19 protein-coding genes and 6 pseudogenes are annotated in these 24,007 nt (G+C 68.4%); 16 read left to right on the top strand and 9 right to left on the bottom strand.

Annotation, left to right across the window (positions count from 1 at the left end):
• From ACIBA9_RS37365 to ACIBA9_RS37350, 4 genes and pseudogenes are all read left to right on the top strand, one after another.
• Positions 1 to 474, top strand: a 474-nt coding sequence (locus ACIBA9_RS37365; RefSeq protein ID WP_399370101.1) for a transposase, incomplete at its 5' end; no start/stop codon positions are given.
• A 148-nt stretch (positions 475 to 622) separates the two neighbouring features.
• Positions 623 to 982: a hypothetical protein gene (locus tag ACIBA9_RS37360; protein ID WP_399370099.1), complete on the top strand. Its 360-nt coding sequence runs from the start codon at positions 623 to 625 to the stop codon at positions 980 to 982.
• Positions 983 to 1,011: 29 nt separating this feature from the next.
• A complete protein-coding gene (locus ACIBA9_RS37355; protein ID WP_399370097.1) occupies positions 1,012 to 2,481 on the top strand; it encodes a caspase family protein in 1,470 nt (489 codons plus the stop codon).
• Positions 2,482 to 3,103: 622 nt separating this feature from the next.
• A pseudogene (locus tag ACIBA9_RS37350) lies at positions 3,104 to 3,741 on the top strand (IS5 family transposase); the annotation flags it as partial.
• A 1,282-nt stretch (positions 3,742 to 5,023) separates the two neighbouring features.
• Here the strand turns inward: ACIBA9_RS37350 and ACIBA9_RS37345 are convergent.
• Both ACIBA9_RS37345 and ACIBA9_RS37340 read right to left on the bottom strand, forming a co-directional pair.
• Positions 5,024 to 5,116: pseudogene (locus ACIBA9_RS37345) on the bottom strand (transposase); the annotation flags it as partial.
• 114 nt (positions 5,117 to 5,230) lie between these two features.
• Entirely contained in the window at positions 5,231 to 5,860 is a 630-nt protein-coding gene (locus ACIBA9_RS37340) for a helix-turn-helix domain-containing protein (protein ID WP_399370095.1), read from the bottom strand.
• Positions 5,861 to 6,004: 144 nt separating this feature from the next.
• On the opposite strand from ACIBA9_RS37340, the gene ACIBA9_RS37335 reads away from it, so the two are divergent.
• Positions 6,005 to 6,991, top strand: a complete 987-nt coding sequence (locus tag ACIBA9_RS37335; protein WP_399370093.1) for an alpha/beta fold hydrolase — start codon at positions 6,005 to 6,007, stop codon at positions 6,989 to 6,991.
• Between the two features lie 330 nt (positions 6,992 to 7,321).
• On the opposite strand, the gene ACIBA9_RS37330 is transcribed toward ACIBA9_RS37335, so the two are convergent.
• The 3 genes from ACIBA9_RS37330 to tpg form a co-directional block, all read right to left on the bottom strand.
• Positions 7,322 to 8,092, bottom strand: coding sequence for a MerR family transcriptional regulator (locus ACIBA9_RS37330; RefSeq protein WP_399370091.1), 771 nt, complete (start codon positions 8,090 to 8,092; stop codon positions 7,322 to 7,324).
• Between the two features lie 4 nt (positions 8,093 to 8,096).
• A complete protein-coding gene (locus tag ACIBA9_RS37325) occupies positions 8,097 to 8,924 on the bottom strand; it encodes an alpha/beta fold hydrolase (RefSeq protein ID WP_399370089.1) in 828 nt (275 codons plus the stop codon).
• A 534-nt stretch (positions 8,925 to 9,458) separates the two neighbouring features.
• Entirely contained in the window at positions 9,459 to 10,019 is a 561-nt protein-coding gene (tpg, locus tag ACIBA9_RS37320) for a telomere-protecting terminal protein Tpg (RefSeq protein ID WP_399370087.1), read from the bottom strand.
• Between the two features lie 597 nt (positions 10,020 to 10,616).
• On the opposite strand from tpg, the gene ACIBA9_RS37315 reads away from it, so the two are divergent.
• From ACIBA9_RS37315 to ACIBA9_RS37305, 3 genes are all read left to right on the top strand, one after another.
• Positions 10,617 to 11,810, top strand: a complete 1,194-nt coding sequence (locus ACIBA9_RS37315; protein ID WP_399370085.1) for a sensor histidine kinase — start codon at positions 10,617 to 10,619, stop codon at positions 11,808 to 11,810.
• On the top strand, positions 11,803 to 12,468 hold the full coding sequence (locus tag ACIBA9_RS37310; protein ID WP_399370083.1) for a response regulator: 666 nt from the start codon (positions 11,803 to 11,805) through the stop codon (positions 12,466 to 12,468). The genes ACIBA9_RS37315 and ACIBA9_RS37310 overlap by 8 nt, the downstream gene beginning before the upstream one ends.
• 225 nt (positions 12,469 to 12,693) lie before the next feature.
• The gene (locus ACIBA9_RS37305) at positions 12,694 to 13,974 is read left to right on the top strand and encodes a serine hydrolase domain-containing protein (RefSeq protein ID WP_399370081.1); all 1,281 of its coding nucleotides are present in this window, start codon (positions 12,694 to 12,696) and stop codon (positions 13,972 to 13,974) included.
• A gap of 219 nt (positions 13,975 to 14,193) precedes the next feature.
• On the opposite strand, the gene ACIBA9_RS37300 is transcribed toward ACIBA9_RS37305, so the two are convergent.
• Positions 14,194 to 15,018: a helix-turn-helix domain-containing protein gene (locus ACIBA9_RS37300; protein ID WP_399370109.1), complete on the bottom strand. Its 825-nt coding sequence runs from the start codon at positions 15,016 to 15,018 to the stop codon at positions 14,194 to 14,196.
• 111 nt (positions 15,019 to 15,129) lie between these two features.
• On the opposite strand from ACIBA9_RS37300, the pseudogene ACIBA9_RS37295 reads away from it, so the two are divergent.
• Positions 15,130 to 15,288, top strand: a pseudogene (locus ACIBA9_RS37295) (alpha/beta fold hydrolase); the annotation flags it as partial.
• A 200-nt stretch (positions 15,289 to 15,488) separates the two neighbouring features.
• On the opposite strand, the gene ACIBA9_RS37290 reads toward ACIBA9_RS37295, so the two are convergent.
• Entirely contained in the window at positions 15,489 to 16,364 is an 876-nt protein-coding gene (locus ACIBA9_RS37290) for a GNAT family N-acetyltransferase (RefSeq protein ID WP_399370079.1), read from the bottom strand.
• A 365-nt stretch (positions 16,365 to 16,729) separates the two neighbouring features.
• Here ACIBA9_RS37290 and ACIBA9_RS37285 point away from each other — a divergent pair, with 365 nt between their 5' ends.
• The 7 genes and pseudogenes from ACIBA9_RS37285 to ACIBA9_RS37255 all read left to right on the top strand — a co-directional run.
• Positions 16,730 to 17,014: a hypothetical protein gene (locus ACIBA9_RS37285; protein WP_399370077.1), complete on the top strand. Its 285-nt coding sequence runs from the start codon at positions 16,730 to 16,732 to the stop codon at positions 17,012 to 17,014.
• A 35-nt stretch (positions 17,015 to 17,049) separates the two neighbouring features.
• Positions 17,050 to 17,454, top strand: a pseudogene (locus tag ACIBA9_RS37280) (SpoIIE family protein phosphatase); the annotation flags it as partial.
• A gap of 166 nt (positions 17,455 to 17,620) precedes the next feature.
• Positions 17,621 to 18,046: a SpoIIE family protein phosphatase gene (locus ACIBA9_RS37275; protein WP_399370107.1), complete on the top strand. Its 426-nt coding sequence runs from the start codon at positions 17,621 to 17,623 to the stop codon at positions 18,044 to 18,046.
• Entirely contained in the window at positions 17,989 to 18,360 is a 372-nt protein-coding gene (locus tag ACIBA9_RS37270) for a DUF5335 family protein (RefSeq protein ID WP_399370105.1), read from the top strand. The genes ACIBA9_RS37275 and ACIBA9_RS37270 overlap by 58 nt, the downstream gene beginning before the upstream one ends.
• A gap of 400 nt (positions 18,361 to 18,760) precedes the next feature.
• Positions 18,761 to 19,735, top strand: coding sequence for a phosphotransferase family protein (locus ACIBA9_RS37265; protein ID WP_399370075.1), 975 nt, complete (start codon positions 18,761 to 18,763; stop codon positions 19,733 to 19,735).
• 139 nt (positions 19,736 to 19,874) lie between these two features.
• The gene (locus tag ACIBA9_RS37260) at positions 19,875 to 20,855 is read left to right on the top strand and encodes a cation diffusion facilitator family transporter (protein ID WP_399370073.1); all 981 of its coding nucleotides are present in this window, start codon (positions 19,875 to 19,877) and stop codon (positions 20,853 to 20,855) included.
• A 93-nt stretch (positions 20,856 to 20,948) separates the two neighbouring features.
• Positions 20,949 to 21,389: pseudogene (locus tag ACIBA9_RS37255) on the top strand (restriction endonuclease); the annotation flags it as partial.
• Here the strand turns inward: ACIBA9_RS37255 and ACIBA9_RS37250 are convergent.
• Positions 21,389 to 21,583: pseudogene (locus tag ACIBA9_RS37250) on the bottom strand (serine/threonine-protein phosphatase); the annotation flags it as partial. The pseudogenes ACIBA9_RS37255 and ACIBA9_RS37250 sit on opposite strands and share 1 nt — an antisense overlap.
• A 625-nt stretch (positions 21,584 to 22,208) precedes the next feature.
• Positions 22,209 to 23,429 carry an esterase/lipase family protein gene (locus tag ACIBA9_RS37245; RefSeq protein ID WP_399370071.1) on the bottom strand — a complete coding sequence of 407 codons (1,221 nt, stop codon included), beginning with the start codon at positions 23,427 to 23,429 and terminating at the stop codon, positions 22,209 to 22,211.
• Positions 23,430 to 24,007 lie beyond the last annotated feature (578 nt).

The following is a 24,007-nucleotide window of genomic DNA, read 5'->3' as shown; positions in this document are numbered from 1 at the left end:
GGCGGCCGCCGCGGAACCGAACATGAGGAAGGCCGCCAGGCCGACCACGAGGTGCGAGTCGGTGTGCAGGCTGCCGTGGAGCACGCTCGCCCCGGCACCCTCGTGGTCAACGCGCTGGACATGGCCATCCGCAACCGCCGCCCCGAGCCGGGCGGGATCGTTCACGCCGATCACGGCACCCAGTTCACCTCCTGGGTCTTCGGGGAACGGATCCGCTCCGCCGGCCTCCTGCCGTCGTTCGGCACCGTCGGGGACGGCCTGGACAACGCGATGATGGAGTCGTTCTGGTCCTCGATGCAGATCGAGCTGCTCAACCACAAGCGCTGGAAGACCCGGGTCGAACTGGCCAACGCGATCTTCGAGTTCATCGAGATCTTCTACAACCGCCAGAGACGACATTCAGCATTGGGCTACCGCACCCCCATCGAGTACGAACTACTCTCCGCACAAGACACCATCCACGCAGCCAGTTAGCCACCGCGGACGGAACCCAAACCGTGGGGCAGGTCAAGATGTCACCCGATCGTGCAGCAGACCCAGATTCAGCCAGGCCCTGCTGCTACATCGCCTGGCTTCGACTACCCTTTGTGCTCGGTCAGTTGGATGTTAACCGGGAGGTATCGTGATCGTTCAGATCGGCCTGATCGGGGATGAAGCAGGCGACGAGTTGCGTCGGTTGGAACAGTGGCTTCGTGGTGACGAAGACCTGAGGAAGATCGAAATCAGAAATCAGAACGCGCCCATGGAAAGCGGCGACATGGGGCCCGTGCTCGATGCTCTTCAGCTGCTGCTGGAACCCCAGGGGGTCCTTGCCGCGCTCGCTGCGTCAGTGGGCACTTGGGCCGGTATTAGGCGCCGCAGCGTTCGTATCCGGGTGCGCAGCGGAGAAAAAGAGGTCGAAATTGATGCCTCCCGCCTACGTGACCCCGACGACATCGCCACCCGGATTTTGCACGAGCTTGACGGCAAGCGAGAAGCATGACCCTCGCGCCAACCGCATCAGCCCGCGCCGTGCTGATCGGCACCGCTACGTACGCAGCAGAAGACCTTGAAGAGATCCCCCACTCCTACAGGAACATCCGCGGGCTGTTCGATGCCCTCACCGACATCGAGCTCAGCAGCTTCGCCCCTGAACACGTGACGTTGGTGGACGACCCAGCCACACCGGCAGACATTATGCAGCCCCTCAAAAACGCAGTCACCGAGGCAGAGGATGTCTTGCTGGTCTACTACAGCGGTCACGGTCTACTCGAAGGCGAAGGCAGCGATCTCCATCTGAGCCTTACCGGTAGCGAATCCGACGCGCCATGGTCCAGCCTGCCGTTCTCTTACCTGGCTACCGTCATCCGACAGGCTCCTGCAGCGACAAAGGTCGTGATACTCGACTGCTGCTACAGCGGCCGAGCCCACGGCGACCTCATGTCGGACGAGTCTCAGCTGATCAAGAGCCAATTGGCAGTTGAAGGCCTGTACTGCCTCACATCAGCCCCGGAGAAGAGACGTTCCAAGGCGCCCGAGGGTGCCACCTACAGCGCCTTCACCAGTCACCTCCTGGCCACCCTGAACGAGGGCATCGCAGGCGCTGGCCCACTGCTGCGCATGAGCGACCTGTATGGCGAAGTGCGTAAACGGATGAGGGCAACCTCGTTTCCCTTGCCGGAACAGTGCAACAAGAAGGACGCCGGAGCCTTCCCCCTCGTGCGCAACCGGGCGTACGCGTCACCAGTTACCCGACCCGCATCACCCGAACTCGACTTCAGCCGCTCACGTGCCGTTGTCATCGGCTGCGCGACCTACGAAGACGACCGCCTCGTACAACTGCCATCCAGCCGGAACGACGCCGTCCAGATCCACGAGACGCTCCTAGACACCGACATCTTCGGGTTCAAACCGGAGCACTGTGCACTAATCACCGACCCAGCGACACCCGCCGAGTTCTTCGGGCCTGTAGACGACGCCACAGAGGAAGCCGAAGACCTTCTTCTCATCTACTACTCCGGTCACTCCGTCGTCAGCCGCTCAGGAGACCTCCAACTTCTTGTCAGTACAAGCCAGCTAGACCGTTCGCCATATACTGCAGCACCCGCTCGGACCCTCGCCGACATACTCGGAAGCTCCCGGGCACGGGAACTCGTCGTGATCGCTGATATTTGCTACGGGGGAAAGCTCGCAAAAGCCTTCTCCTCCTTTTCCGGCTGTTACATCCTCACCGCATCAGGCCGCTTCCAGCTTTCGATGGTTGACGGCGAGAACGGCCTGTTCACCGGCCAACTCCTGAAAACGCTGCGGTCTGGAGTTCCCGGAGGAGCCCCACACCTCAACATGATCGATGTCTTCCGCGAGGTGCAACGACGCAGCGGCAACAGCCAGCCCGCCCCCTCCCTGTCCGTGAACGGAATTAGCCACGTTCGCTGCCTTTTCCGCAACCGCTCCGAGGACGCCGAGCTGTCTTCGCAGCACAGCTGCCTCATGACAGCCTGACCCGGCCACTTTCCTGGCACGCCGTGCGGTGTACGCCAATCAGGCGTGGACGACGCCCCCCCCAGGCAGCCGCCCACCAGCGCTGCTGCGGGTCGTTGACTCCAAGTGGGTGACTGCTTCGAAGGCGTTGCTCTGAGAGACGAAAGAAGGAGGTGGCCTCGGCCGTGCACCCGTGGGTGCGGGCCGACTAGTTGGATTCGTCGACGTGGGCGGGTGCCTTATTGGCATGGACAACGGACACGGACGAGAGACCCCCATAACTTGTCAGCGCTTGCAGGGTTGCTCGAGCTGCACGACCCCATCGGCCTCTACGACATGCGGATGGGGGAGGAGGGCTCAGTGTCCCGGGAGCAGCTTGGCGACCAGGCCGTGGATCTGGGCATCCTCGACGCCGACGTCACCGTTTTCGGCCCCCGCGCCTACGTCGAGGTAAGCCGCAGCATATGGCCGGGGCTGTCCGCGCCACTCGTGCGGCATCGGGGAGCAGCTCGCGAAGCTCGCCGACATCCACAACCCAAGCCGCCGCCCGCAGGCACCGCAACCGCCTACCCACCCGTCCGCGAGCACAGGCGTCGAAACCGTCATCGATGAGATCGAGCTTAGAGCGGCCGCGCGTCAGGCCGAAGAAGCGCAACGAGCAGCCCTCCGTCGAGCGAAGGGGGGCAGCCTCGAGGAACAAAGCGGGCAGGACGTCACAGCGGATCCCGAGCGGGAGGAACGACGACGCGTCCGGCGTCGGCGAAGAGTCCGCCTGAAGGCCGCTCTCCTCGGACGTTCCAGGGGCGGGCAGACCAGCAAGGTCCATCTGGCCGCCGACCGCAAGTGCCGCCCGCTGGCGTTCGTGCTGACCGCTGGCCAGGCCGCGGACAGTCCACAGTTCATCCCGGTGCTCAAGAAGTTACGGGTGCGCGGCCCTGTCGGCCGCTCCCGCGCCCGGCCGGACGCGGTCGCCGGGGACAAGGCCTACTCGCCCGCGGCAACCGGGCCCACCTGTGTCAACGCCACATCAAGGCAGTGATCCCGGAGAAGAGGGACCAGGCTGCCAACCGGAAGAAGAAGGGCTCCGGAGGCAGTCGGCCCGTCAGCCACGACGCCGCCCTCTACAAGGAGAGGAACACCGTCGAGCGCCTGATCAACAAGCTCAAGGCCTGGCGAGGCATCGCCACCCGATACGACAAGACCCCGGACAGCTACCTCGCCGGCCTCTACCTACGGGCCTCGATGATCTGGATCAAAGACCTCACCCGGGCCACCAATTGATCATGACTCAATACACGCCCTAGGCGTCCCCCATCGGCGGGTGGGCTCCTTGGCCTCTGTCATCGTGGCGTGCTTCCCACACCTGCCCAGGACAAGGACGCCGACCCCCAAGCGGTCGGTGAACGAGGCCACCGCGCCGGCATGGCAGAACCTGGGCTTACACCCGAACCAGCGTCCCTGCCGGGCATAAGATCACTCCTCGTACACCGCTGCCGGCGGGAGAGTACGCACTGGTCTGATGGGCCACAGCGGAGGGGCTGAGGGGCGCGAGATGTCTGAAGAGAGCGGGGCATTAAGTCCGGTGTTCGAGCGCCTGCTCGCCGTGGGGTTCGCGCATCTGGCTCCGGGCCCCATGACGGTGTTGACCGCCCGCTCGAAAGAAGACCAGTCCCTCTTTGAGCCGCCGGTGTCATGGCATGCTATTGAGGAGCCGTCCTGGGAGGGCCTTGCCGCCAGCGCAACGCGGCTGCTCGGGCAGGGCCCGCTGCTCCTCGTGCCGCCGTGGGTGCGTCACGCTGTCTCCCGGTCGGTGCGAGGCCGAGCTGGCGCCCGCTTCGTCTACGACGACGTTCTGAGCGCATGCCGACCCGCTGGTGCTGGAAGTACCATGGCGGTCCTGACTCCCGTCGAACTCTGGGTCTCGGACTCACCGCGTGCAGCGCAGCTGCGCAGGACGCTGGCCGAGCACTGGGACACCCTGGCCGTGCTCTATGGCACGGGCGTCATCCCGCAGATTCACCGGTCCTACATGGTGGCGGCCGTCTTCCTGAAGGCCAAGCAGGCACACAGGCCGCCGATGAAGGTCATGCGGATGCCGCACACGGACGACGTTGCGTCCGTCGAGAAGGACTTCGAGGTCCTTCTGCAGCGCGGGGGAGGAAGCACCCGGTACGGCTACGTAGTGCGCGAACTCCCGCCACCTGAGGAGAGCCTCGACTTCGACCGCAACCACCCGGACGTCGTGTCACAGCAAGCAGACCTGGCGGGCTTCGGTAGCCTCACCACCCTGGGCGAGCTCTACGAGGCCGTTCCACGTATCAACATGACGGCAGACGCCCATTGGATCACCACTGAGGAGCAGCCGGGCGCCGTCCGCCTCCTGGGAGGCCGGGACGTGCTGCGCGACGGATCCATCTCGCTGGCCACGGACGAGAGCTATTGGGTCAAGGCCCCGCCCCGCTACCTCCTGCGGCCAGGCGACCTCATCCTTCGCGAAATCCATGGGCCGCATGACCCTCCCGGCCTCATCGTTGCTGAGGTCGCCGAGCAGGATCTTCCGGCCGCGCCCTCTCACATGCCACGCGGTGATCACCGGCTTGATCAACGACCACTGCTCGTCCGATAAGTCGCTGGGATGCGGCTTCCGTTCGCTCACCCCGCCAACGCCAGCAGACTCCGAACCGCGGACCCGGGGGTTCCGCCCGCACCCCACACCATCAGGCGACCACAGAACGACTCAAAGACTCACGAACCGCCCACTCACAACTGCTCATTCAGTAGCCTTTCTGTCACCAGTCCCGCGACCAACGGCTGGAGGGGTGCGCGGCCGTAGACGTTCTCCCTGAGGCCCGAACATAATCAGATACTCGACCGGTCCGTCGGATCCGGCGTTCGCGACTCCGTGGGGGATGCGGGTGTCGAACTCGACGACGTCCCCGGCAGTCAGGACGAGGTCCTGGCTGCCGAGTGCGAGCCACAACCGCCCGTACAGAACGCACAGCCACTCGTAGCCCTCGTGGGAGACCTGCCGGAGCCGCCCAGGCGGCTCCGCGACGGCAGGCAGGACATGCTTGTGGGCGTGCAGGCCGCCGACGTAGCGGGTCAGTGGCAACACCGCCTTGTCGTCGCCGAAGCTGTGCGGCGCCGTGCTGCGGGGCTCGGCCGCAGTGGCGGTTGCGGTGCCGACCAGCTCGTCCAGGGCGACTCCGTATTCCTTCGCCAGCTGCAGCACCACCTCCAGGGTGGGCTTGCGCCGGCCGGTCTCGATTCGCGACAGCGTACTGGGCGAGATGCCAGTCGCGCAGTTGACATCGGCGAGTGTGACGCCACGGCGCTCGCGCACGTCCCGTAGCCGGGGCCCCATCGCCGCCAGCGTCTGGGCCACGTCGTCCCCTGCCACCGTCCCTGTTCCTTCCCGCCGTCCCGCTTCACCGCCCTTTCCTGCAAGCTTGCCAGAATGGCAACGCTGATCGCGCCGAGTGGCCGCCGCGCCGCATGATCGAGGGGTACCTGCCGGTCGCCCGCGAACCGAGGAGAAGTCCCCATGCAATCCGAGCCGACACCCGCACTCCGCCACCGCACCGTCGAGGCCCCTGCTGGACGCCTGCACCTGGCAGAGCAGGGCACCGGCCCGCTGATCCTGCTCGTGCACGGCTTCCCCGAGTCTTGGTACTCCTGGCGCCGCCAACTCCCGGCCCTCGCCGCGGCCGGGTACCGGGCAGTGGCGATCGACGTACGCGGCTACGGCCGCTCCTCCAAGCCCACCGCGACCGACGCCTACCGAATGCTCGACCTTGTGGAGGACAACGTCGCCGTCGTGCGCGCCCTCGGCGAGGACAGCGCGGTGATCGTCGGCCACGACTGGGGCTCCAACATCGCCGCCGCCTGCGCCCTGCTCCATCCCGGAGTCTTCCGCGCGGTCGGCTTGCTGAGCGTCCCGTACGCGCCGCCCGGCGGCCCCCGCCCCACCGACATCTTCGGCCGGATCGGCGGCCCCGAACAGGAGTTCTACGTCTCCTACTTCCAGGAGCCCGGCCGCGCCGAAGCGGAGATCGAGCCCGACGTACGAGGCTGGCTCGCAGGCTTCTACGCGGCCCTGTCCGCCGACACCATGCCAGCCGAGGGCGAGCCCGACCCGCACTTCGTCGGCCACGGCGGCCAGCTGCGCGACCGCTTCCCCACCGGCCCGCTCCCGGCCTGGTTGAGCGAGGAGGACCTCGACGTCTACGCCGGAGAGTTCGAGCGCACCGGCCTGACCGGCGCCCTCAACCGCTACCGCAACATGGACCGCGACTGGGAAGACCTCGCCCCCCACCGCGGAGCCCCCATCAAACAGCCCGCCTTGTTCGTCGGCGGCGCACTGGACGCCTCCACCACCTGGATGGCCGATGCCATCGACGCCTACCCCACCACCCTCCCCGCCCTGTCCGCCTCCCACCTCCTGGACGGCTGCGGCCACTGGATCCAGCAGGAACGCCCCGACGAGGTCAACAGCCTGCTGACCGACTGGCTCGCCACTATCCAGGGCTGAACCAGGCGGGCTACCGCGGGCGGGCCGCGCAGAGGTAGCGCATGGCGGTCTGCTCGGTGATGCCGAACAGGCACTGTGCCGAGCCGCGACAGTTGGCACTGAACGGGCTGCGCGACCAGGGGCGTTCCAACGGCCTGGCCACGCTGGTCGGCACTCTCTGGCCAGGATAGTTGGCACCTGTTGCTAGTTGCCGCTGCAGTTGGCACCGTGGCCGAGCGTTTGGGGCCACGGTGCCGCCAGCCAGGCCTCGGGCGGGTTTCATCGCGGGAGCTGGTCCTCAGTCCCCGATCGCGCAGGATCAGGCCGAAAAGCCGGGCGGCGTGGAGTCTGTCACGGGATGTCAATGCCGGCCGAGCGCATCTTCTCCTGGATCAGCGCGGTCAAGCGGGTCCAGCCAGGCCTGTTGTCTTCTCCGTGGTGGGTGAGCAGTTCGTAGCGGGTCTCGCCGTCGTCGCGGTTCTGGAGGCCGGTCAGCGTGGGAAGGAGTGCGGGGTTGGCGAGGAAATGGGCGGCCACTTCCTCGGCGAGTTCCTCGATCCGGGGGTCGTCGGAGTCCCAGTTGCCGGCGCTCCAGGTGAGCTTGATCATGGCGACGTGCCGGGGATCACCGAGGCCGTGCTCGATCTGGGAGAGGTAGTTGTCAAAGCCCTCCGGCATCAGGGCCCTGACCAGGACCAGGCCCTCTCGTGCCGTCGTCACGTCGTCTGCGGAGAATCCGAGCCCGGGCATCCGGTCCAGCAACGCGAGAGCACGGTTGGGCAGCAGGACCCGGTCACCGTGGGCGAGTTGGCGGAGCGTCTCGCGCCGCGCGATCAGCTCGTCGATCCTGCTGGTGAGGCTCTCCTCGACATCGTTGAGCGCGGCCGCGAACCGGTCGGGATCGGCATCGAGTATGGAGCCGATCTCGGCCAGCGGTACGCCTGCGCCGGCCAGCGTCCGGACCTGGACCAGTCGGAGCAGGTCGGCCGTTCCGTAGCGTCGGTAGCCGGAGCTGTCGCGGCGGGGTTCGTCGAGCAGGCCGTTCTGGTGGTAGTGCCGGATGGTCTTCACCGTGACGCCGGCGAAGGCCGCGGCCTGGCTGATGGTGATTCCTTCTGTCATGGCGTCAGTTGGCCCCGCGGCCCACCACATTGACAACTTCTCGAACTCCCGCGGCGATGGCACGGAAGTCCTTGCGCACGATGGTCGTGTGCTTGCTTCCGACTGTCGCGCTCACCTTCACGTTGGGGTTCCGGGCGAGGATCGGGTCCAGCGTGGCACGCATCGCCGCCAGTCCTTCCGCGGTCCCGCCGAGGCTGGCACCCGAGGCCACGAGGAACCGCATCGGGAAGGTCACGAGGTCGAAGACCGGATCGCTGGCAGCGACGATCTCGTTCAACTCGATGTTGACCTCCGCGTGCTGATCGGCGCTCATCCGCGCGGCCATACCCAGCGGCCGGACCAGCGGCATGATCCAACCGAAACGCCGAAACATCTTCCGGATCTCTTCCCGGCCGGCCTGTTGGCCGCCCTCGACGGTGGCAAGGTAGTCCCACGGGTAGCCGCCGTCGACCATCACCACACCGGCGACGCGGTCCGGGTTCCGGGTGGCCCAGTGCAACGCCAGCGCCGCCCCGTAGGACCAGCCCACCAGCAGCGGCCGCTCCGCCCCGGTCGCCTCCAGGACGGCGTCGATGTCCCGGATGCAGGCCTCGAACGAGTAGTCCGCCGACTGCTTCGACCGGCCGCGGGCGCGCTCGTCGTAGGTAATGTGCCGGTAGTCGTTTCCGAGTTCTTCGGTGACGTGCCGCCAGTTCTTCTGGACGGCGTAGGACCCATTGAGGTAGACCACGGGCTGACCGGGCCCACGAGTGTCGGTGACGGCCAGCGCCGTGTCCTCCACCGGCACCATGCCGGTCCAGGTCGAGTTCGGGTTCGCGTTCGAGTTCGTCATGCGTTCAGCGTGAGGCCTGACCTTAGGTCAAGGTCAACCCCGGAAAAACCGCAGTTCGCCATCCGAGCCGGTGCCTGTGCCGAGCCGACAGGTCGTTTGCTGTTCGCAACTACCTCTGTCCGTCCCACATGCCTGTGACTTTTCGCGCTACATGCCACCGACGCAGCAGGCTGACCTGGGCCACGGCAGCGGAGTGTTCGCGCTACTTGACGCCTGCTCCGAGCTTTCGGGCCGACTGCCACCAACCAGAGGGCTGTCTCCGCTGGTCATCACGCTGTCGGTCGTCCTGCGCTCTCGGTACGGGCTTCTGGCGGCAGTTGGCTCGACCAAGGGTCATCCAGCACGGAAAGTCGCAATGCCGCGCCGAAGATCGTAGGCGCGGTGCCAACCATCTTGGTTTGGTGCCAACTGACGTGGCCCGGCACAGGCACACCGCACGTACTCCACTACGCCGGTGACAACAAGTATGCCTACGTGACAACTACCGTGCTTCGGCTCAACAAAGCAGGTGCTGGGCCTGCGACCAGCGTCACGTCAGTAGTCGAGGTCGAGGTAGTCGATGTCGTTGAGGGTGACGTCGAAGAGTCCCATGGCGCGGGCTCCGCCGTCCTGGAAGTAGATCTCTTTGAATCCCTCCGCGATGATCCCCCGCATCTGCTGGTCGCTGGCACCCGTGTTGCGAGCGTCGAACAGGCGCTGCGCGTACGCCGGGGGGAGATGCACGGTCAGGCGCCGGAAGCGCCCGTCGTCGGTCGTGCCGATGGGCGCGGTGTACCCGAACCGGGCCCTCGTCTCTACGGTGATCCCGCCGGTGGTAGCGGCCTGTTTCTGCTGGCGTTTGCGTACCTGGGGCTGCCAGCGGGCCCGTACGGCGGCGTCGATCCGGTCCGCGATCGCCTTGGGCGGGTGCTTACGTTCGCCTCTGCGGTAGCGCTCCACCGACCGCTGGCTGACCCCGATCTCCTGGGCAACGGCTTTGGTCGTCTTGAGCTGCTTCATCAGGAAGTTGATGCGTGCCTGGAGTGTCTTGGGCGGCTGACGGGTGAACGCTTCCCGGTCGGCCGGCTCGATCGCCTCGTCGATCTCTCCGGCCACGGCCTACTCTCACCGCGAGCGCCGGACTGGACGCGCTCCTGTACATGTGGATGCGATGGCCGCCGCTCCAGGTGCTGCCGTTGACGGGCATGACACCGAGCACCAGGCCGTGGACGCCGCCCCCGGTCAGGCCCTCGCGATGCTCGCCGAACGCTCCGGCCCGTTCGCCGGTGCCGCCGCGTGGTTGGCCTTGGGTGGAACCCGGCCTCGCCCGCCCCGCACCTGCCGAAGCCCGCAGCGGGCGGCGGCATCGGCCGTCGTGCCCACGCCGCGCGCCCCCTCAAACGGGTTTGGTGACGGATAAGGTCCGATCCTCCGCACGGTAAGGGCCCTTTGGTGGCGACTTGGCCCACGTGCGAGTTCCGCCCGTGGGGCGAACTTCTCGCGGCTCACCGGGCGAGTGGCGCACAGGTCCTCGGCGTCGTGGTGGATGCCTGTCGGCAGGTGGGCGGTCCGTAGCGGGATTGGCCACCGGACGGCCGTGAACGTCCCGTGCTGGCTTTCGGCGCCGTCGCTGCTCGAGGGGTTCTGCGAGGTGACGTGAAGTGGCTCTTTGGAGTGACGAAGACCTGTGTGCGAGGTCGTAGTGTCGGACGGATGAGAGTGAGGGACGGCAGGTGGCCCGGGCGGGGTGCCGATGCCGGGCTGGTCGTACTGACGTTTGTGCCGGCGCTGTTGTCGCAGCCGTACGTGGACACTTCCGGGCCGGCCTGGGTATCGCTCATGGCGTACGAGGCGGTGGGCGTGGTGGTTGTGCTGCTGCTGCGGCGGCGGCCGGCCACCGCCTTCGTCGTGGGGTTCGGGGCTCTTCTGGCGGCGCTGGTGGGGAGTGCGGGCGAGGGGGCCAAGCTGTCACCCCTGGTCTTCCTGCCGCTGGCGGTGCTGCTCTACAACCTGGGCCATCATGGCGTGAGCTGGCGGCGGACCGTGTCGGCGGTCCTCGGCGTCAGCGTGCTGAGCGTGGCTGGTCTGTGGCTGAACCGGATGACGACCGACTCCGGCGACTTCCGGGGCGGCCTGGACGTCCTCGCCGCGCTGGCCCCGATGCCGCTGGCCTGGGTGATGGGGTTCGCCGCGCGCACCCGGCAGGAACTGCTGGCTGCGGCCGAGCGGCGGGCGGCAGACGCGCGCCGGGCACAGGCCCTGGAGACGGCACAGGCCACGCATCGCGAACGGACAAGGATTGCGAGTGAGATGCACGATGTGGTCGCGCACTCGCTGACCCTCCTCGTCGTGCACGCAGAGACCTTGCGGGCCCGCGGCGGCGAGCTGCCCGACTGGGCCCGTGCCCAGGTCGACGGCCTTGCGGCGGCGGGCCGGCAGAGCAGCGGCGAGCTGCGTGACTTGCTACGGATGCTGCGCGACCCCGCGGACGCCGTCCCGCTCCAGCCCGTGCCGGACCTCGGTGAGCTGGAGGCGTTGCTGGACAGCCACCGTGCCGCAGGCGGAACGGTCGAGCTGACGACGGACGTCGCGTCGGAGTCCGTGCCGGGGCCGGTGCAGCTGGCGGTATACCGCGTCGTGCAGGAGGCATTGGTCAACGCCCGTCGGCACGCGCCTGGAGCGCCCGTCCAGGTGACCGTCCGCGGCAAAGATGGAGGAGAGCTGCGATGTGAGATCGTGAACGGCCGCGGCGTGCGGCAGGCCGCGGCCGGCGCGGGCATCGGGCTCGGCCTGGTCAGCATGGAGGAGCGGGTGGGCGCGCTGGACGGCGAACTCACCGCGGGCCCCACCGGTGACGGCGGCTTCCGTGTTGCGGCGACGATGCCGTTGGAGCGTGCGGATGCCTGAGCAGATCAGCGTGCTCATCGTGGACGACGAGCCGGTCATCCGCACCGGGTTGAGCGTGATCCTGGACAGCCAGGCGGATATCACCGTGGCGGGCACCGCGAACGACGGTGAGGAAGCCGTCGAGGTGTGTGCGCGGCTGCGGCCGGACGTGCTGGTGATGGATATCCGGATGCCGCGCCGCGACGGCCTGTGGGCGCTGGCCGAGCTGGGCCGCCGGGGACTGCTCGGGCCGGGACGCAGCCGGGCGCTCATGCTGACCACGTTCGACCTGGACGCCTACGTCGACGATGCGCTGACGGCCGGGGCCTCCGGCTTCCTGCTGAAGAACAGTTCGTACGAAGAGCTGACTGCGGCCGTGCGTGCCGCGGCTGCCGGGCACAGCGCGCTGAGCCCCGCGGTGACCCAGCGGATCATCGAGGGCCATCTCAGCGGCCGGCGCCAGCCCAGCGATCATGACCTGGCCCGGCTGAGGGATCTCACCCAGCGAGAGGTCGACGTGCTGCGTCTGATCCGGGACGGGCTGAGCAACGCCGAGATCGCCGACCGGCTCGTGGTGAGCCTGCACACGGTCAAGACGCACGTCAGCCGCGTGCTCACGAAAACCGGCTGCCAGAGCCGCGCACAGGCGGCGGTGCTGGCCAGGAACACCCTGTCCTGACCCGCCCTCGATCGCAGGGCGGGCCGGCGGGGCGCCGTACCCCGCGGGGTCACCCCTTGGAGTGACCCCGCGCCGGTGGGAAGCCCTCCATCGAGCGATGTACCAGCGGCGCGCCACTGACTGAATGAATGGTGTGCGCGGGACCCGCCGAACGAGCGCTCATCAGGCGATTGCCCGGTTCCCTCGACGCACGCAGCACATCGTCACGCGCCGAAGGGAACTGCCATGTCAGCACCCACACTGTCCCGCCGTCACCGAATCCACCGCGGAGCGCTCACCATCGCCTTGACGACCTGCCTGGGCGCGGCGCTCGCGAGCTGCTCGGACGAGGCCGAACCGGCGGCCGGGCAGAGCGCGGCCGGCCCGGCGGCCGACGCGCGGCTGGCCCGCCTCGCGCAGCAGGCGGCAGACACCGGCTCCCTGGGCGTCATCGTCCGCGTCGACTCCGGCGACGGGAAGCCCGTCGAAATCGCCAAGCAGGCCGCCTGGACCAAGGACGACCACAGCCTCGCCGCCGGCGACCGGTTCCGAGTCGGGTCCAACACCAAGTCGGTCACCGCGACCCTCGTCCTGCAGCAGGTCGCCCAGCAGAAGATCAGCCTCGATGACGCGGTCGAGAAGTGGCTGCCCGGCCTGGTCAAGGGCGGCGAGCACATCACCGTACGGATGCTGCTCAACCACACCAGCGGCCTGGGAGACTTCCTGCTGACACCCCAGTTCCTGCCCTCGCTCACCGGCCAGGAGCAGCGCACCTGGACGCCGCAGGAACTTCTCGCCATCACCCCCGAGCAGGACCCGCCGACCGAGCCCGGCAAGACGTACTCCTACAGCAACGCCAATTACGAGGCGCTGGGGCTGATCCTCGAGAAGGCCACCGGGAGCAGTCTGGCCGAGCTGATCGAGCAGAAGATCACCAAGCCGCTCGGCATGAAGGACTCGTTCCTCGCCACGGACGCGGCCTGGCCTGCCGGGAAACGCCACGCGATCGGCTACGAGCCGGACGCCAAGCGCCTGAAGGCCCTCCTTTCGGGGACCGTGGACCTGCCCGAGGGCGTCGGATTCGCTGGGCCCGAACGCCCCCGTGACAACGTCGACACCGCCGCCATCGACCCGAGCTGGTCGTGGGCGGCAGGCGGTATGGTCTCCACCGCTCAGGACTGGCAGCGCTTCCTCACCGCGCTCATATCAGGCCGGTTGCTGCCCGAGGCCCAGCTGAAGCAGATGCGGACCACCGTGGACGCCCCCGAGGAAGGCGGAGGTTACGGTCTGGGCCTGATCAAGGTGGAAACGGCCTGCGGCACGGTCTTGGGTCACACCGGCGGCCTGCCCGGCTACTCCAGCGAGATCTACACCGACGCCACCGGCACCCGTAGCGTCGCGGTCTTCACCATCACGAACTTCGGCATCAAGGAAAAGAAGGCCGCCACCACGAACAAGGCCCTCGTCGAAGCCGCGACCTGTCAGATGCTCGGCAAGCCCCAGCCCTCGGACAGCCCGGCCGGTTGACGGCCGCGGACACCAGCCGCCTCCGCCGACCGCCTCGCTGCCGACCTGTACATGACGGCTGCCTTCACGCGCGTTCTGCACGAGAGGCCGGACGACCCGCATGCCGCGCCGCCTCCTGAGACATCGGCACCAAAGAGCGGCACTGGCGGAACAGCGGGTTCGCTCACATCGAGCGAATCTTGGTGGAAGAAGCCGCCAAGGACTCTGAGCCGGACGCCCTCACTCGACGGCCACCGTCGCCTGCCACGCGCCCGGGCGCATGCCTGTCGCCTTGCGGAAGAACACCGAGAAGTTGGATGCGTCGGGGAAACCGAGTACGTCGGCGCAGCGGGCGGCGGTGAGACGGTCGTGTGCGAGGAGCCGTTTGGCCTCCAGGACGCTCCGTTCGACGATGTACGCCTTCGCGGTCCGGCCGGTGGCCTGCCGCACCGCTCGTGAGAGGGTGCGGGGAGCGTATCCCGGCGCACTGGCGTAGTAGCCGGCGTCGTGGTGCTGGAAGTGCGCTTCGACGCTGGAGCGGAACAACCGGAACACCTGAGGAGTGAGCGGTCCTTCGGCGTGCGGCGGGTGCAGCCGGGTGATGAGCGCGGAGAGCAGGATTTGGGGCAGCTCTGTCCGGGAGTCACTGGGCGGGGCGGATGCTTCGAGGAGGAGATGGCTGCGCGCCGTGTCGACGAAGGGCCAGTCCGCGTCGGGGATGCTCCAGTGCGCGGCCGGGTCGGGGGAGGCGACCAGTTCTCGGGTGGCGTGGGTGACCGGCGCGGTCGGCACGAACAGCACGAGGTGCCCTGCCACGCCGGCGAGGTCATCCCACCGGTGCACGGCGCCGGGTGGAGTCCACACCGCGGACCGGTCTTGGAGCGGGTGATGGCAAAAGTCGACGCTGACCGAGCCGGGTCCGGCGTCGATGACGGCAAGGACGTGGAAGTCGGCGCGCTGCGTGCCGCCGTCGCTCAACTCGCGAAGGCGGCCGAACGTCATCGTCTCGACCGAGACGGCGCGGCGCCCCGCGGGTTGGTAGGTCATCTGCCGGATTACGCTGATGAGTCCAGTCTTCACCCTCCGGTGACCAGTCAGGCCGATGCCCTGTCCGCGGTGCAACAGTTCAATGAATGCGCAGGGCAATCGCCCAGAGCATCGACCGGGAGAGCCATCATGGATACGACGCAGCAGACGCTACTGCCCACTTACGCCCATCGGACGGGGATCGGACCGACTCTGGTGTTCCTGCACTATTGGGGTGGTTCCGCCCGTACCTGGGACCTCGTCGTCGACCGCCTGGCGGGCCGTGACGTGCTCACGGTCGACTTCCGCGTCCAGAGCCCGGCGCCACCGCGCGGCCTCGCGTGCCTCACCAGGACCCCCACCCTGAAAGGGCACCCCCGTGCACGCACTCACCTGCGCCGACTGCACCACCGGCCCCGGAACCGAGTTCCGCGCCCTCCATGACGGCCTGTTCGCACCGCCGCACTCACCGCAGCCTGGCGCGGCGGACTGCGCGCCCGCCCCGACGCCTAACGCGGCGCCAGCGTCCTGGTGAACGTGAGCAGCTGATCGACCTCGGTGAAGTCGGAAGCCGCGTACGTGCGCAGGGCGGCGATCGGGTCCCGTTCCAGGTCGGCGGGGAGTTCGTCCAGGTAGACGATCGCCTCGCGGGCGCCCAGGCTGGTGAGAACGTCCAGCGCGTTGCCGAGCAGGCCCAGACCCAGGCCCTCGCCGCGGGCGTACGGGGCTACGGTGACGCTGCGGATCAAGCCGGCCCCATCGATGGGACGCTCCAGGGCGGCCTGGGCCAGGACGCGGCCGCGGCGACGGACCTCCAGGTGCTTGCCCGGCGGTGCGGTGGTGTCGTTCATCTGGACGCCGGCGAGGTGGGGCAGGCCTGCGACGGGCAGCTCGGCACGCAGGTAGCGGCACCGGCCCCAACTCGTGAAACCTGCAGCTCGAAGAGCTTCCCGGGTGACCCGACGGTGGCGCTCGGGCAGACCGACCAGGCCTCGGGTCAGAGCACACGCCAGCGTGAAGGCATGCATCGGCCCGGCAGCACAGAACTGAAGTGCCTGGGCGATCAAAGCCTGCGCCGTGGAGAAGTCCTCACGACAGTGCAACCACAGCAACAACGGCGGGCCGTCGCTGGGGCGCCCGGCGCAGCAGACGACGCCCTCGATACCACCGCCGGGCGCACACAGCACCGTGGTGACGACCGGCCCCTCCAACCCGGCGAGGTCAGTAGCCGAGCGGCCGACCACGGCGTCGGCAAGCATCCGCGTAGAACACGCTGGCTGGCCCGGCAGCCGGTCCGCCGCGAGCAACTCCAGCACCCCCGCCTCGTCTGCCGACTCAAACGGGCGCAGCTGCGGGAATTCGGCCCCGCCCAGGAGGATCGTCATACCGGCACCTCCCAGGCATATGCGGCTTTTCGTTCCCTCACTCTCCTCCCTCCATGCCGGCAAGGCCAGCCCCGCCCGTCCCCCACCTGGCACGCCATGCCCATGGGGTGACTGCTGCGCAAGCAGCCGGGTAGCAACCGCCGCCACCGCAGGTGGCTCTCAACAGCCGCCCAGGACCTCAACGACCAGGGTCCTGGACAGCAATGCCTGTGCCAGACGGGTGCCAGATTCTGCGGGAAGCCATGGGGGGAGCCGGGAGAAACGGCGGCACGCCCACCAGGCGGCGTCGGTGTTCCGCCGCAGGTCAGCCGGGCAGACAGCCGTCAATCACTACAGCGATTACGGGCGGGTGTATACCGATGTACATGGGTACCGGGCGTGTGCCGGTGGACCGCCTCCCGGAGCAGCAGCTGGGCCGCAGGCTGGTGGCAATCCCGCTTGCGCTGGTCGTCGTGATCACGGTGGTGGACATCCATTCCCCGCCGGACGTCCATCTGGGCCCCTTGCTGGTGATCACGCCGGCCCTGACCGCGTCCCTGGCCGGGCCGCGACTGACCGCCCTTGTCGGAGCACTGGCTGTGGCCGCCCAGGTGCTCATCGCCGTGTTCCACGGCGGACTGACCACACCCACCCACAGATCACTGGGTTGACCCTGCTGTCCGCCTTGGTCGTCTTCGTCTGCCACGTGCGGGAGCGGCGCAGCCGGGAGCTGAACCGGGCACCGTCGGTGGCCGAGACGGCGCAGCTCGTACTGCTGCGGCCACCACGCCGCCGGATCGGGCCGCTGCGGGTGGCGCGGCTGTACCTGGCAGCCGAGGACGAGACCCGCATAGGCGGAGACCTGTTCGCGATCGCCCGCTCCGAGAGCGGCACCCGCGTGATCATCGGCGATGTCCGCGGCAAGGGACTGGCCGCCATCGGTGAGGCATCCATGGTGCTGGGCGCGTTCCGCGAGGGGGCGCACCGCTACGACACCCTGCCCGAACTCGCTGCGGGCCTGGAAGCGAGCGTCTGGTGGCACATGAAGGAAGTCGCCGACACCGAGCACGACGCGGGCGAGCACTTCATCACCGCCCTACTGCTCGACATCCCCGACGACGGCACGCAGGTCGAGATGGTCAACTGCGGTCACCCCCCTCGCCCCTGCTGCTACACGACGGTCAGGTCACCGTCCTGCACGCACGGCGTGGGCATGTGCGAACTGTTCCGTCCCCAGCCACCACGCCGACCCCTTCACGTTCGAGGACGGCGACACGCTGCTGCTCAACACCGACGGCGTCACCGAGGCCCGCTCGCCCAAAGGAGCCTTCTACCCCCTCACCGAGCGCGCCGCCTCCGCGCCCGCGTCCGGACCCGAAGCCCTGATCCGCCACATCCACCGCGACCTGCTGAACCACATCGGTCACGAACCCGGAGACGACGCCGCTCTCCTGGCCATCGAACGCTACGGCGCCCTCCATCGCCCCCGCTCTGCCCGTACGGGAGCCCGCCCCGTGGGGCTTCGGCCCGCATTCGTCCAGGCAGGTCCAGCAGGGCCGGACGACTCGACCTGTCAGGCCGAGGCAGTCGCTCAGGGCTGCGGCTACCGTCGGGAGAGCAGATTGCCTCCGGAGGAGGAACGACGATGGCCGGTACCGAAACACTCGACCGCAGCACCTGGGAGACCGCTCTCAACCAGATGACCGAGGAACACCAGGGGGAGTTCGTCACCATCGAGGTACTGGACCCCGAGTTCGGGCACCAGAGCGAAGCCGACCGGCTGCCCTTCGCCACCATCGTGTACGACCCGAAGGACGACGTAGTGGCCGTCTCCGTCGGCGGACGGTCGCCGCGCTACCCCGTGGTCCTGCGGCACCTGGTGTGGCACCCAAGGGAGATCGACGTCGCCACGCAGGACATTCCCGAGCCAGCGGTCCGGATAGTCGACAAGGACGGCGCGGCCACGCTGATCACCTTCTTCCTCCAGGAGTCCGGCACATCCGGCACGGGGTCCTGACCCCTGAGACGCGCAGGCCGCCGGCAGCCGTCGCGGCAGGCAGGCGATGGCCTCGGACGCCGCGTTCACGGCGGGCATGGTCGTACGGTTCCACCGGGAGCTGCCCGCCGAGGTATGCGGGCCGTTCCCGCTGCTGGTCGAGTGGGGTGACGGACGTAGGCCTGTCACGGCCGTCGGCGGGCGACGGCCGCCAGTGCACGAAGGAACACCCACTGCCGGCTCCGGATACCCAGGATCCGACGGCACTGTTCCGCCGTATAGGCGTGGCGGACCGCAACGGCGCCCGGCAGCGCATCGTCACCGGGTGTCGCGCGGGCGAGGGGACTACCGTGGGAAATGTCCCTGTGTCGGCCCCGCCGACCGGCCGGTCGTTCACGCCGGGGGCGGAAGGAGGTACGAGATGTCCGATGCGATTCGGGACACCACGGCCCGGCGCGTACGACATTTCGTCGACGCCGGATATCCCGACGCCGGGCCCGTCGAGGCGGCGGTGGAGGGAGCCGTCTACCGGCTCGGGGACGGAACGGTGGCCAAGGTGTGGGAGCGCCGACGGGGATCCGAACTGCGGCGGATGCAGCGTTTCTATGCCGATGCCGCGGCGCACCTGCCGTTCGGCGCCCCGGAGATCCTGGCCGTCGAGGACATCGACGGTGTCCCGATGACCGTGGAGCGGGAGCTGACCGGCGAGCCCTTGGCGGCCAGGATCCGCACCGACGACCCGGACGAGGTGCTGCCTGAAGCGGTCGACTGCCTGGTCGGCGTGCTGCGCGCCCTCGCGGACGCCCATGACGTCGACGAGGTCAAGCACCTTCCTGTGCTGGACGAGGAACGCCCGCTGTGGGAAGGCCACACCACTTTCGGATCCGCCCTGGCGGACCTGGTGGACCGGCGGGTCAGCCGGTGCGCGGACCGGCTCTCCACGCATGTGCGCGACTTCGACGACACGCGCGCTCGGCTGCTTCGGAAGCTGCGCTCGCTGCCCCGTACCGACGACGCGGTCGTCCACGGTGACGTCTTCCCGGAGACCGTGCTGGTGGACGACGACCTGCGCCCGCTCGCCCTCCTGGACTACGGCTTCCTGTCCACGGGCGGGGACCCCCGGTTCGACGCCGCCGTGGCCGCGGCCATCTTCCCGGCGGGCACCGAGCACGCCCTGGAGATCACCCGGCAGCTCACCACGCGGTTCGCCGACGAGTTCGGCTACGCGGTCGACGAGCTCCTGCTGTACCAGGCCGCCTATGCGATGGCCACGAGCGACGCCTTCGCGCCGGGCGGCGGTGACGAGCACTTCGCCTGGTGCGTCACCGTGCTCGAGGACTCGGCCGTCGCCGAGTCCCTGCATCGGTTCCACCGGCCGTTCCGGGCCGACGATTGAGTGCTGTACGACCAGATGGCCCCGTCGGCGTACGGCAGCCGCGGCCTCGCTCAGGCCCGCATGTACACGCAGGACCGGCGCCTGGCCATCCGGTCTTTCAGGAGAGCGTGGTACGGGTTCCGCGGGAACACTGAGGGGCATGGCGAAAGCTCTGCACCCGGACCGGCGGGACACCGACGCCGGAAGTACCCTCACGGTCGTCGTCGCCGCCCTCGCCAACCTCGGCATCGCGATGGCTAAGGTGGCGGCCGGCCTCATCAGCGGCTCCAGCGCCATGCTCTCCGAGGCCGCGCACTCGGTCGCCGACACGGTCACGGAGGTGTTGCTGCTGACGGCGCTCAAGCGCAGCCGGAAACCCCCCGACGAGGACCATCCCCTCGGATACGGCCCCGAACGCTACGTCTGGGCGCTGCTCGCCGCAGTCGCCACCTTCGTCGGCGGCGCGGTCTTCTCCCTCTACGACGGCATCCACACCCTGACGAGGGGCGAGACGCTCGGCGACCCGCGGGTGTCGTACATCGTCCTCGCGGTCGCCTGCATGCTGGAGGGCTTCTCGCTGCGGACCGGGGTCCGCCAGGCGCGCGGTGACGCGGACCGGCGCGGGATGCCCTTCCGGCTCTATATGCGGCACACGCCCGACACCGCCGTGAAGGCGGTGGTTCTGGAAGACTCGGCAGCGCTGATCGGCCTGGTGCTGGCGGCGGGCGGCCTGCTGGGCGGGCAGCTCACGGGATCCGGGGTGTGGGACGGCATAGCCTCCCTGTCCATCGGCGTGCTGCTGCTGTACGTCGCCTGGGTGCTCGGCCGGTCGAACGTGGAGCTTCTCATCGGGCGGCCGCTGCCCCGGCCGGTGCGGGAGCGCATCCGGGCGGAACTCCTGCAGGTCGAGCACATCGAGGCGGTGCTGGAGCTGACGACGCTGGTGCAGGCGCCGGGAGAAGCCCTGGTGGCGGCCAAGGTCGACTTCCGTGACCTGTCGACCGCCGCCGAGGTCGAGTGGGCCTGCGAGCGGGCCGAGCAGCGACTGCACGAGGCATTCCCGGCGGTGCGCCGGGTGTACCTGGACCCGACGCCCGGGCATGCGCAGCGGCGCTCCGAGGGCCTGAACCCCGGCTCGTGAAAACGGCTTCTAACTGATCGTTTCAGAATGAGCTCGGTCCGCTTGGACCTCTCGTGCCAACCCGCGCATGTCGACTCTGGGCGCATCAGGCCCTGGGGGCTGTCCCAGCTGGACGCTCTGCACCATTCCCGGTTCGAGGACGCGGTGCGGGAGCTGATGCGTCGTGACGGCTGTCAGGACGCGATCCGTGTCGGGGGCGGCGGCGACCTGGGCGCCGATGTGAAGGCCACCGACCCTTACGGCAGGCGGTGGGTGATCCAGTGCAAGCACCGCTGCAACGGCCTGGCCGGCTCCGCGGTGGGAACGCCCGAACTCCAGGTCCTCAACGGCACCGCCCGCCAGGTTCACGGCGCAGACGTCGCGGTCATCGTCACCAATGGCCGGGTCACGGCGCCAGCTGTGGCCTTCGCTAAGCAACAGCGCCTCCACGTCGTCGACCGCCACACCCTCGGCACATGGGCATCCGGCTCACGCCCCCTGTGGGAACTGCTGCGGGCGGTCCCGCTCCCTCGCAAGCCGACCAGCCTGACCTGAGGTGCCGAGGGCAGGAGCGCGGCCAGGGTGACCGTGGTGGTGCGGTTGCCCCAGGGGTGGAGGTCGGTGAAGCGGTGATCGGTGACGATGACGTACGCCAGCGCGTGCGCGGCCGTGACATGGGTGAGGTAGAGCTCCAGCACCCCGATGGTGTCACGGGGGCTGGTGACCGGGGCAAGCACCCGCTGGCCTCGTCGGTCGGGCACGCGCAGCGCTGCCGCATGGTTCCCGCCCCTCCCACGCGGCCGCCATCATGGCCGCACGGGAGGAAGGTGCGACGGAGAGCGATCTGCACGACGCGGTCGCGGAGGCCATCGCGGACACCTATTTCCGTCAAGGCGGTGGCGGCAGTGCGGGCCTGGAGGTGAAATCAGTTGACTGGCACCTGCCTGGTCAGAGAATCCCAGAGCCAGCCTCGCCGCGTGCTGGAAGGACTGCTGTGTCTCAGCCCGGTGGGTCAGCGCCCCCAGGTACGTGGCTATGCGGGCTTTCCCGGGGCAAAGGTGACGAGCGGGCCGAGCCGCTTCCAGCATCTCTCCCAGAGCATGATGGAGCTCGGTTGCAGCTGCCTCCGCGTTTGGAGGCTCAGGGCGGATCCGGCCGCGCTTCCGTGACGACGGCCGAAGCCTCGTCTGCCGTGCCCTGTTGAGGCGATCGGCTATGGCAGCGGGGCCACACTCGCTCGCGTGGGCCACTTCGATGCTCGAAGTGGCCCATGCGGCCCGAACCATGCAGATGTTCCGCTGCGGCCTTTCCCGCCAACCGCCCGCCGGGCAGCCGGCCGTGCGGGGATGGGTGTCCGCCGGGCGGCCGGGGTGGCTAGAACCGGTCCAGCAGCCAGGTGCACAGCTCCTCGGTTGGGAGGGTGTGCGGGGTCGTCGTGGACGAGCAGCGGAACTCGTCCAGGCCGCTCTGGTCGGGGTTCAGGCCATCGACCTTTGCGTATAGGTCCTCCTGGCGTGCGAAGTCCGAGATGTCGATCGCGCTGACCGAGGGGACGAAGCACACGTGCGGATACCGCAGGTCGGCCTCGCCGCCGGCCTCGGTCATCGAGTGGGCGAGGATCTCGTACGTCGCGAGCGTGCCACCCGGTGCGCCGTCCAGTTCCGGGAAGCCGCTGGTCGGGATGGTCCGCTCGGTCGCCGGGAACGCCCGCTTCAGGTAGGCGACCGTCACGTCGTCGCCCTGCGCCTGAGCGTAGAAGGTGGTGCCGGGGTAGCGGACGTCGAGCCGCAGCGCGACCTCGCCGGGCTTGACGTCGGGCAGGCCGATGCCGTCGCCGCGGCCGTTGGCGACGGCCAGCTTGCGCGGGATCCGCGGCCACTGGCCGACCCGGTCCAGCTCGTCGAGCAGCGCGATGCGTTCGGGGGCCACCCCGATCTTCTGGGTCTTCTTGTCGTAGTGCTGCCAGAGCATCTGCCGTGCGGCCGGGCTGTTCATCTGCTGCTCGAAGGGGTGGGGCTTGAGGTCCAGGCCGTAGGGGAGCAGGTAGGCGAACGCCTGGACGCCGAGGGGGATGGAGGCACCGCGGTGCGGGGTGTCGAACGAGAAGTACACGCCCGTCTGGTGCTCGTTCTCGTGGAAGTCGGTCTCCATCCGGGCGAGGGTGTAGCGCGCGATGAGGCCGCCCATGCTGAAGCCGCCGACGATCAGCCGCTCGTTGCCCGAGCGACGGTTGATCGCCTCACGGATGGTCCCCTCGACCGCCTTGGAGTTGGTCAGGATGGAGTCGGTGCGGTTGTCGAAGCCGAGCAGGATCACGTCCTTGTGGCGCCGGCGGAGTTCGCTGATGAAGGAGTAGTCCTCGCCCTCCAGGAACTCGTAGAGCTCCTTGAGCTTGCTCCTGCCGTGGTTGAAGCCATCGGCGATGATCACCGGCCGGGTCAGGGAGGTGTTGCCCTCGCCGTAGAACACCCAGGTGAATCCACCGTCGACGGTCCACTCCTCGTCGAAGTCCGGTACCTCGACCCGGCGGGAGGGAGAGTCGAGCGGGTCGCCGATGGTGAACGGCGTGACGGGGGCCTCGGTCTTTTCGGACACGGTCGTGCTCCTCGCGGGAGGGGAGAGGGGGGCAAAAGCATCATGTCGCACATTCCAGGCAAGTAAGCTGTTCAGCCCTTCCAGCGCCTTGTGTGCTGTTGGTGGCGTCGGGACCTGTGGAGTGCGATCCGGCGGTAAGAGGGTAGGAACAGACGGCCAATCGAGGAATCGGTCGGCGGACCGGACCCTCGCAGTATTTGCGCAGCTCAGCGACTCACAAGGACACGCAACACCGCAGCAGCGCCTTCGCGTACGGCCGTGTCCCGCCCGTGCCTGCCGTCAGCCGCGCGTCTGCGGACAACTCGTTCAGTTCCCCGTGCGAGACATGCGCCAGTCGGGTGATGTCTCCGGTTCATCAGGAGGTGACCTTTGCGATGTGGCGCGTCACCTTCTCGGGTGGCGCCGCAGAGAGCCAGAGGCTCCCGATCTTCGTTACTGGTGACAGAAAGACTGCTGAATGAGCGCAGGCGACAAGTCGGATGCCTCGGTTGTGACAACCAGGCTGCTTCGGCCGTTCCCGTTCGCCATCTCAGCCGGTCCCGTTGGTGACAACTTCTGAGCTTCGGCTCATCCGCCTA

This window comes from Streptomyces sp. NPDC051452 (assembly GCF_044454765.1).
Taxonomy (GTDB): Bacteria; Actinomycetota; Actinomycetes; order Streptomycetales; family Streptomycetaceae; genus Streptomyces.
This window is presented reverse-complemented; position numbering and strand designations above follow the sequence as displayed.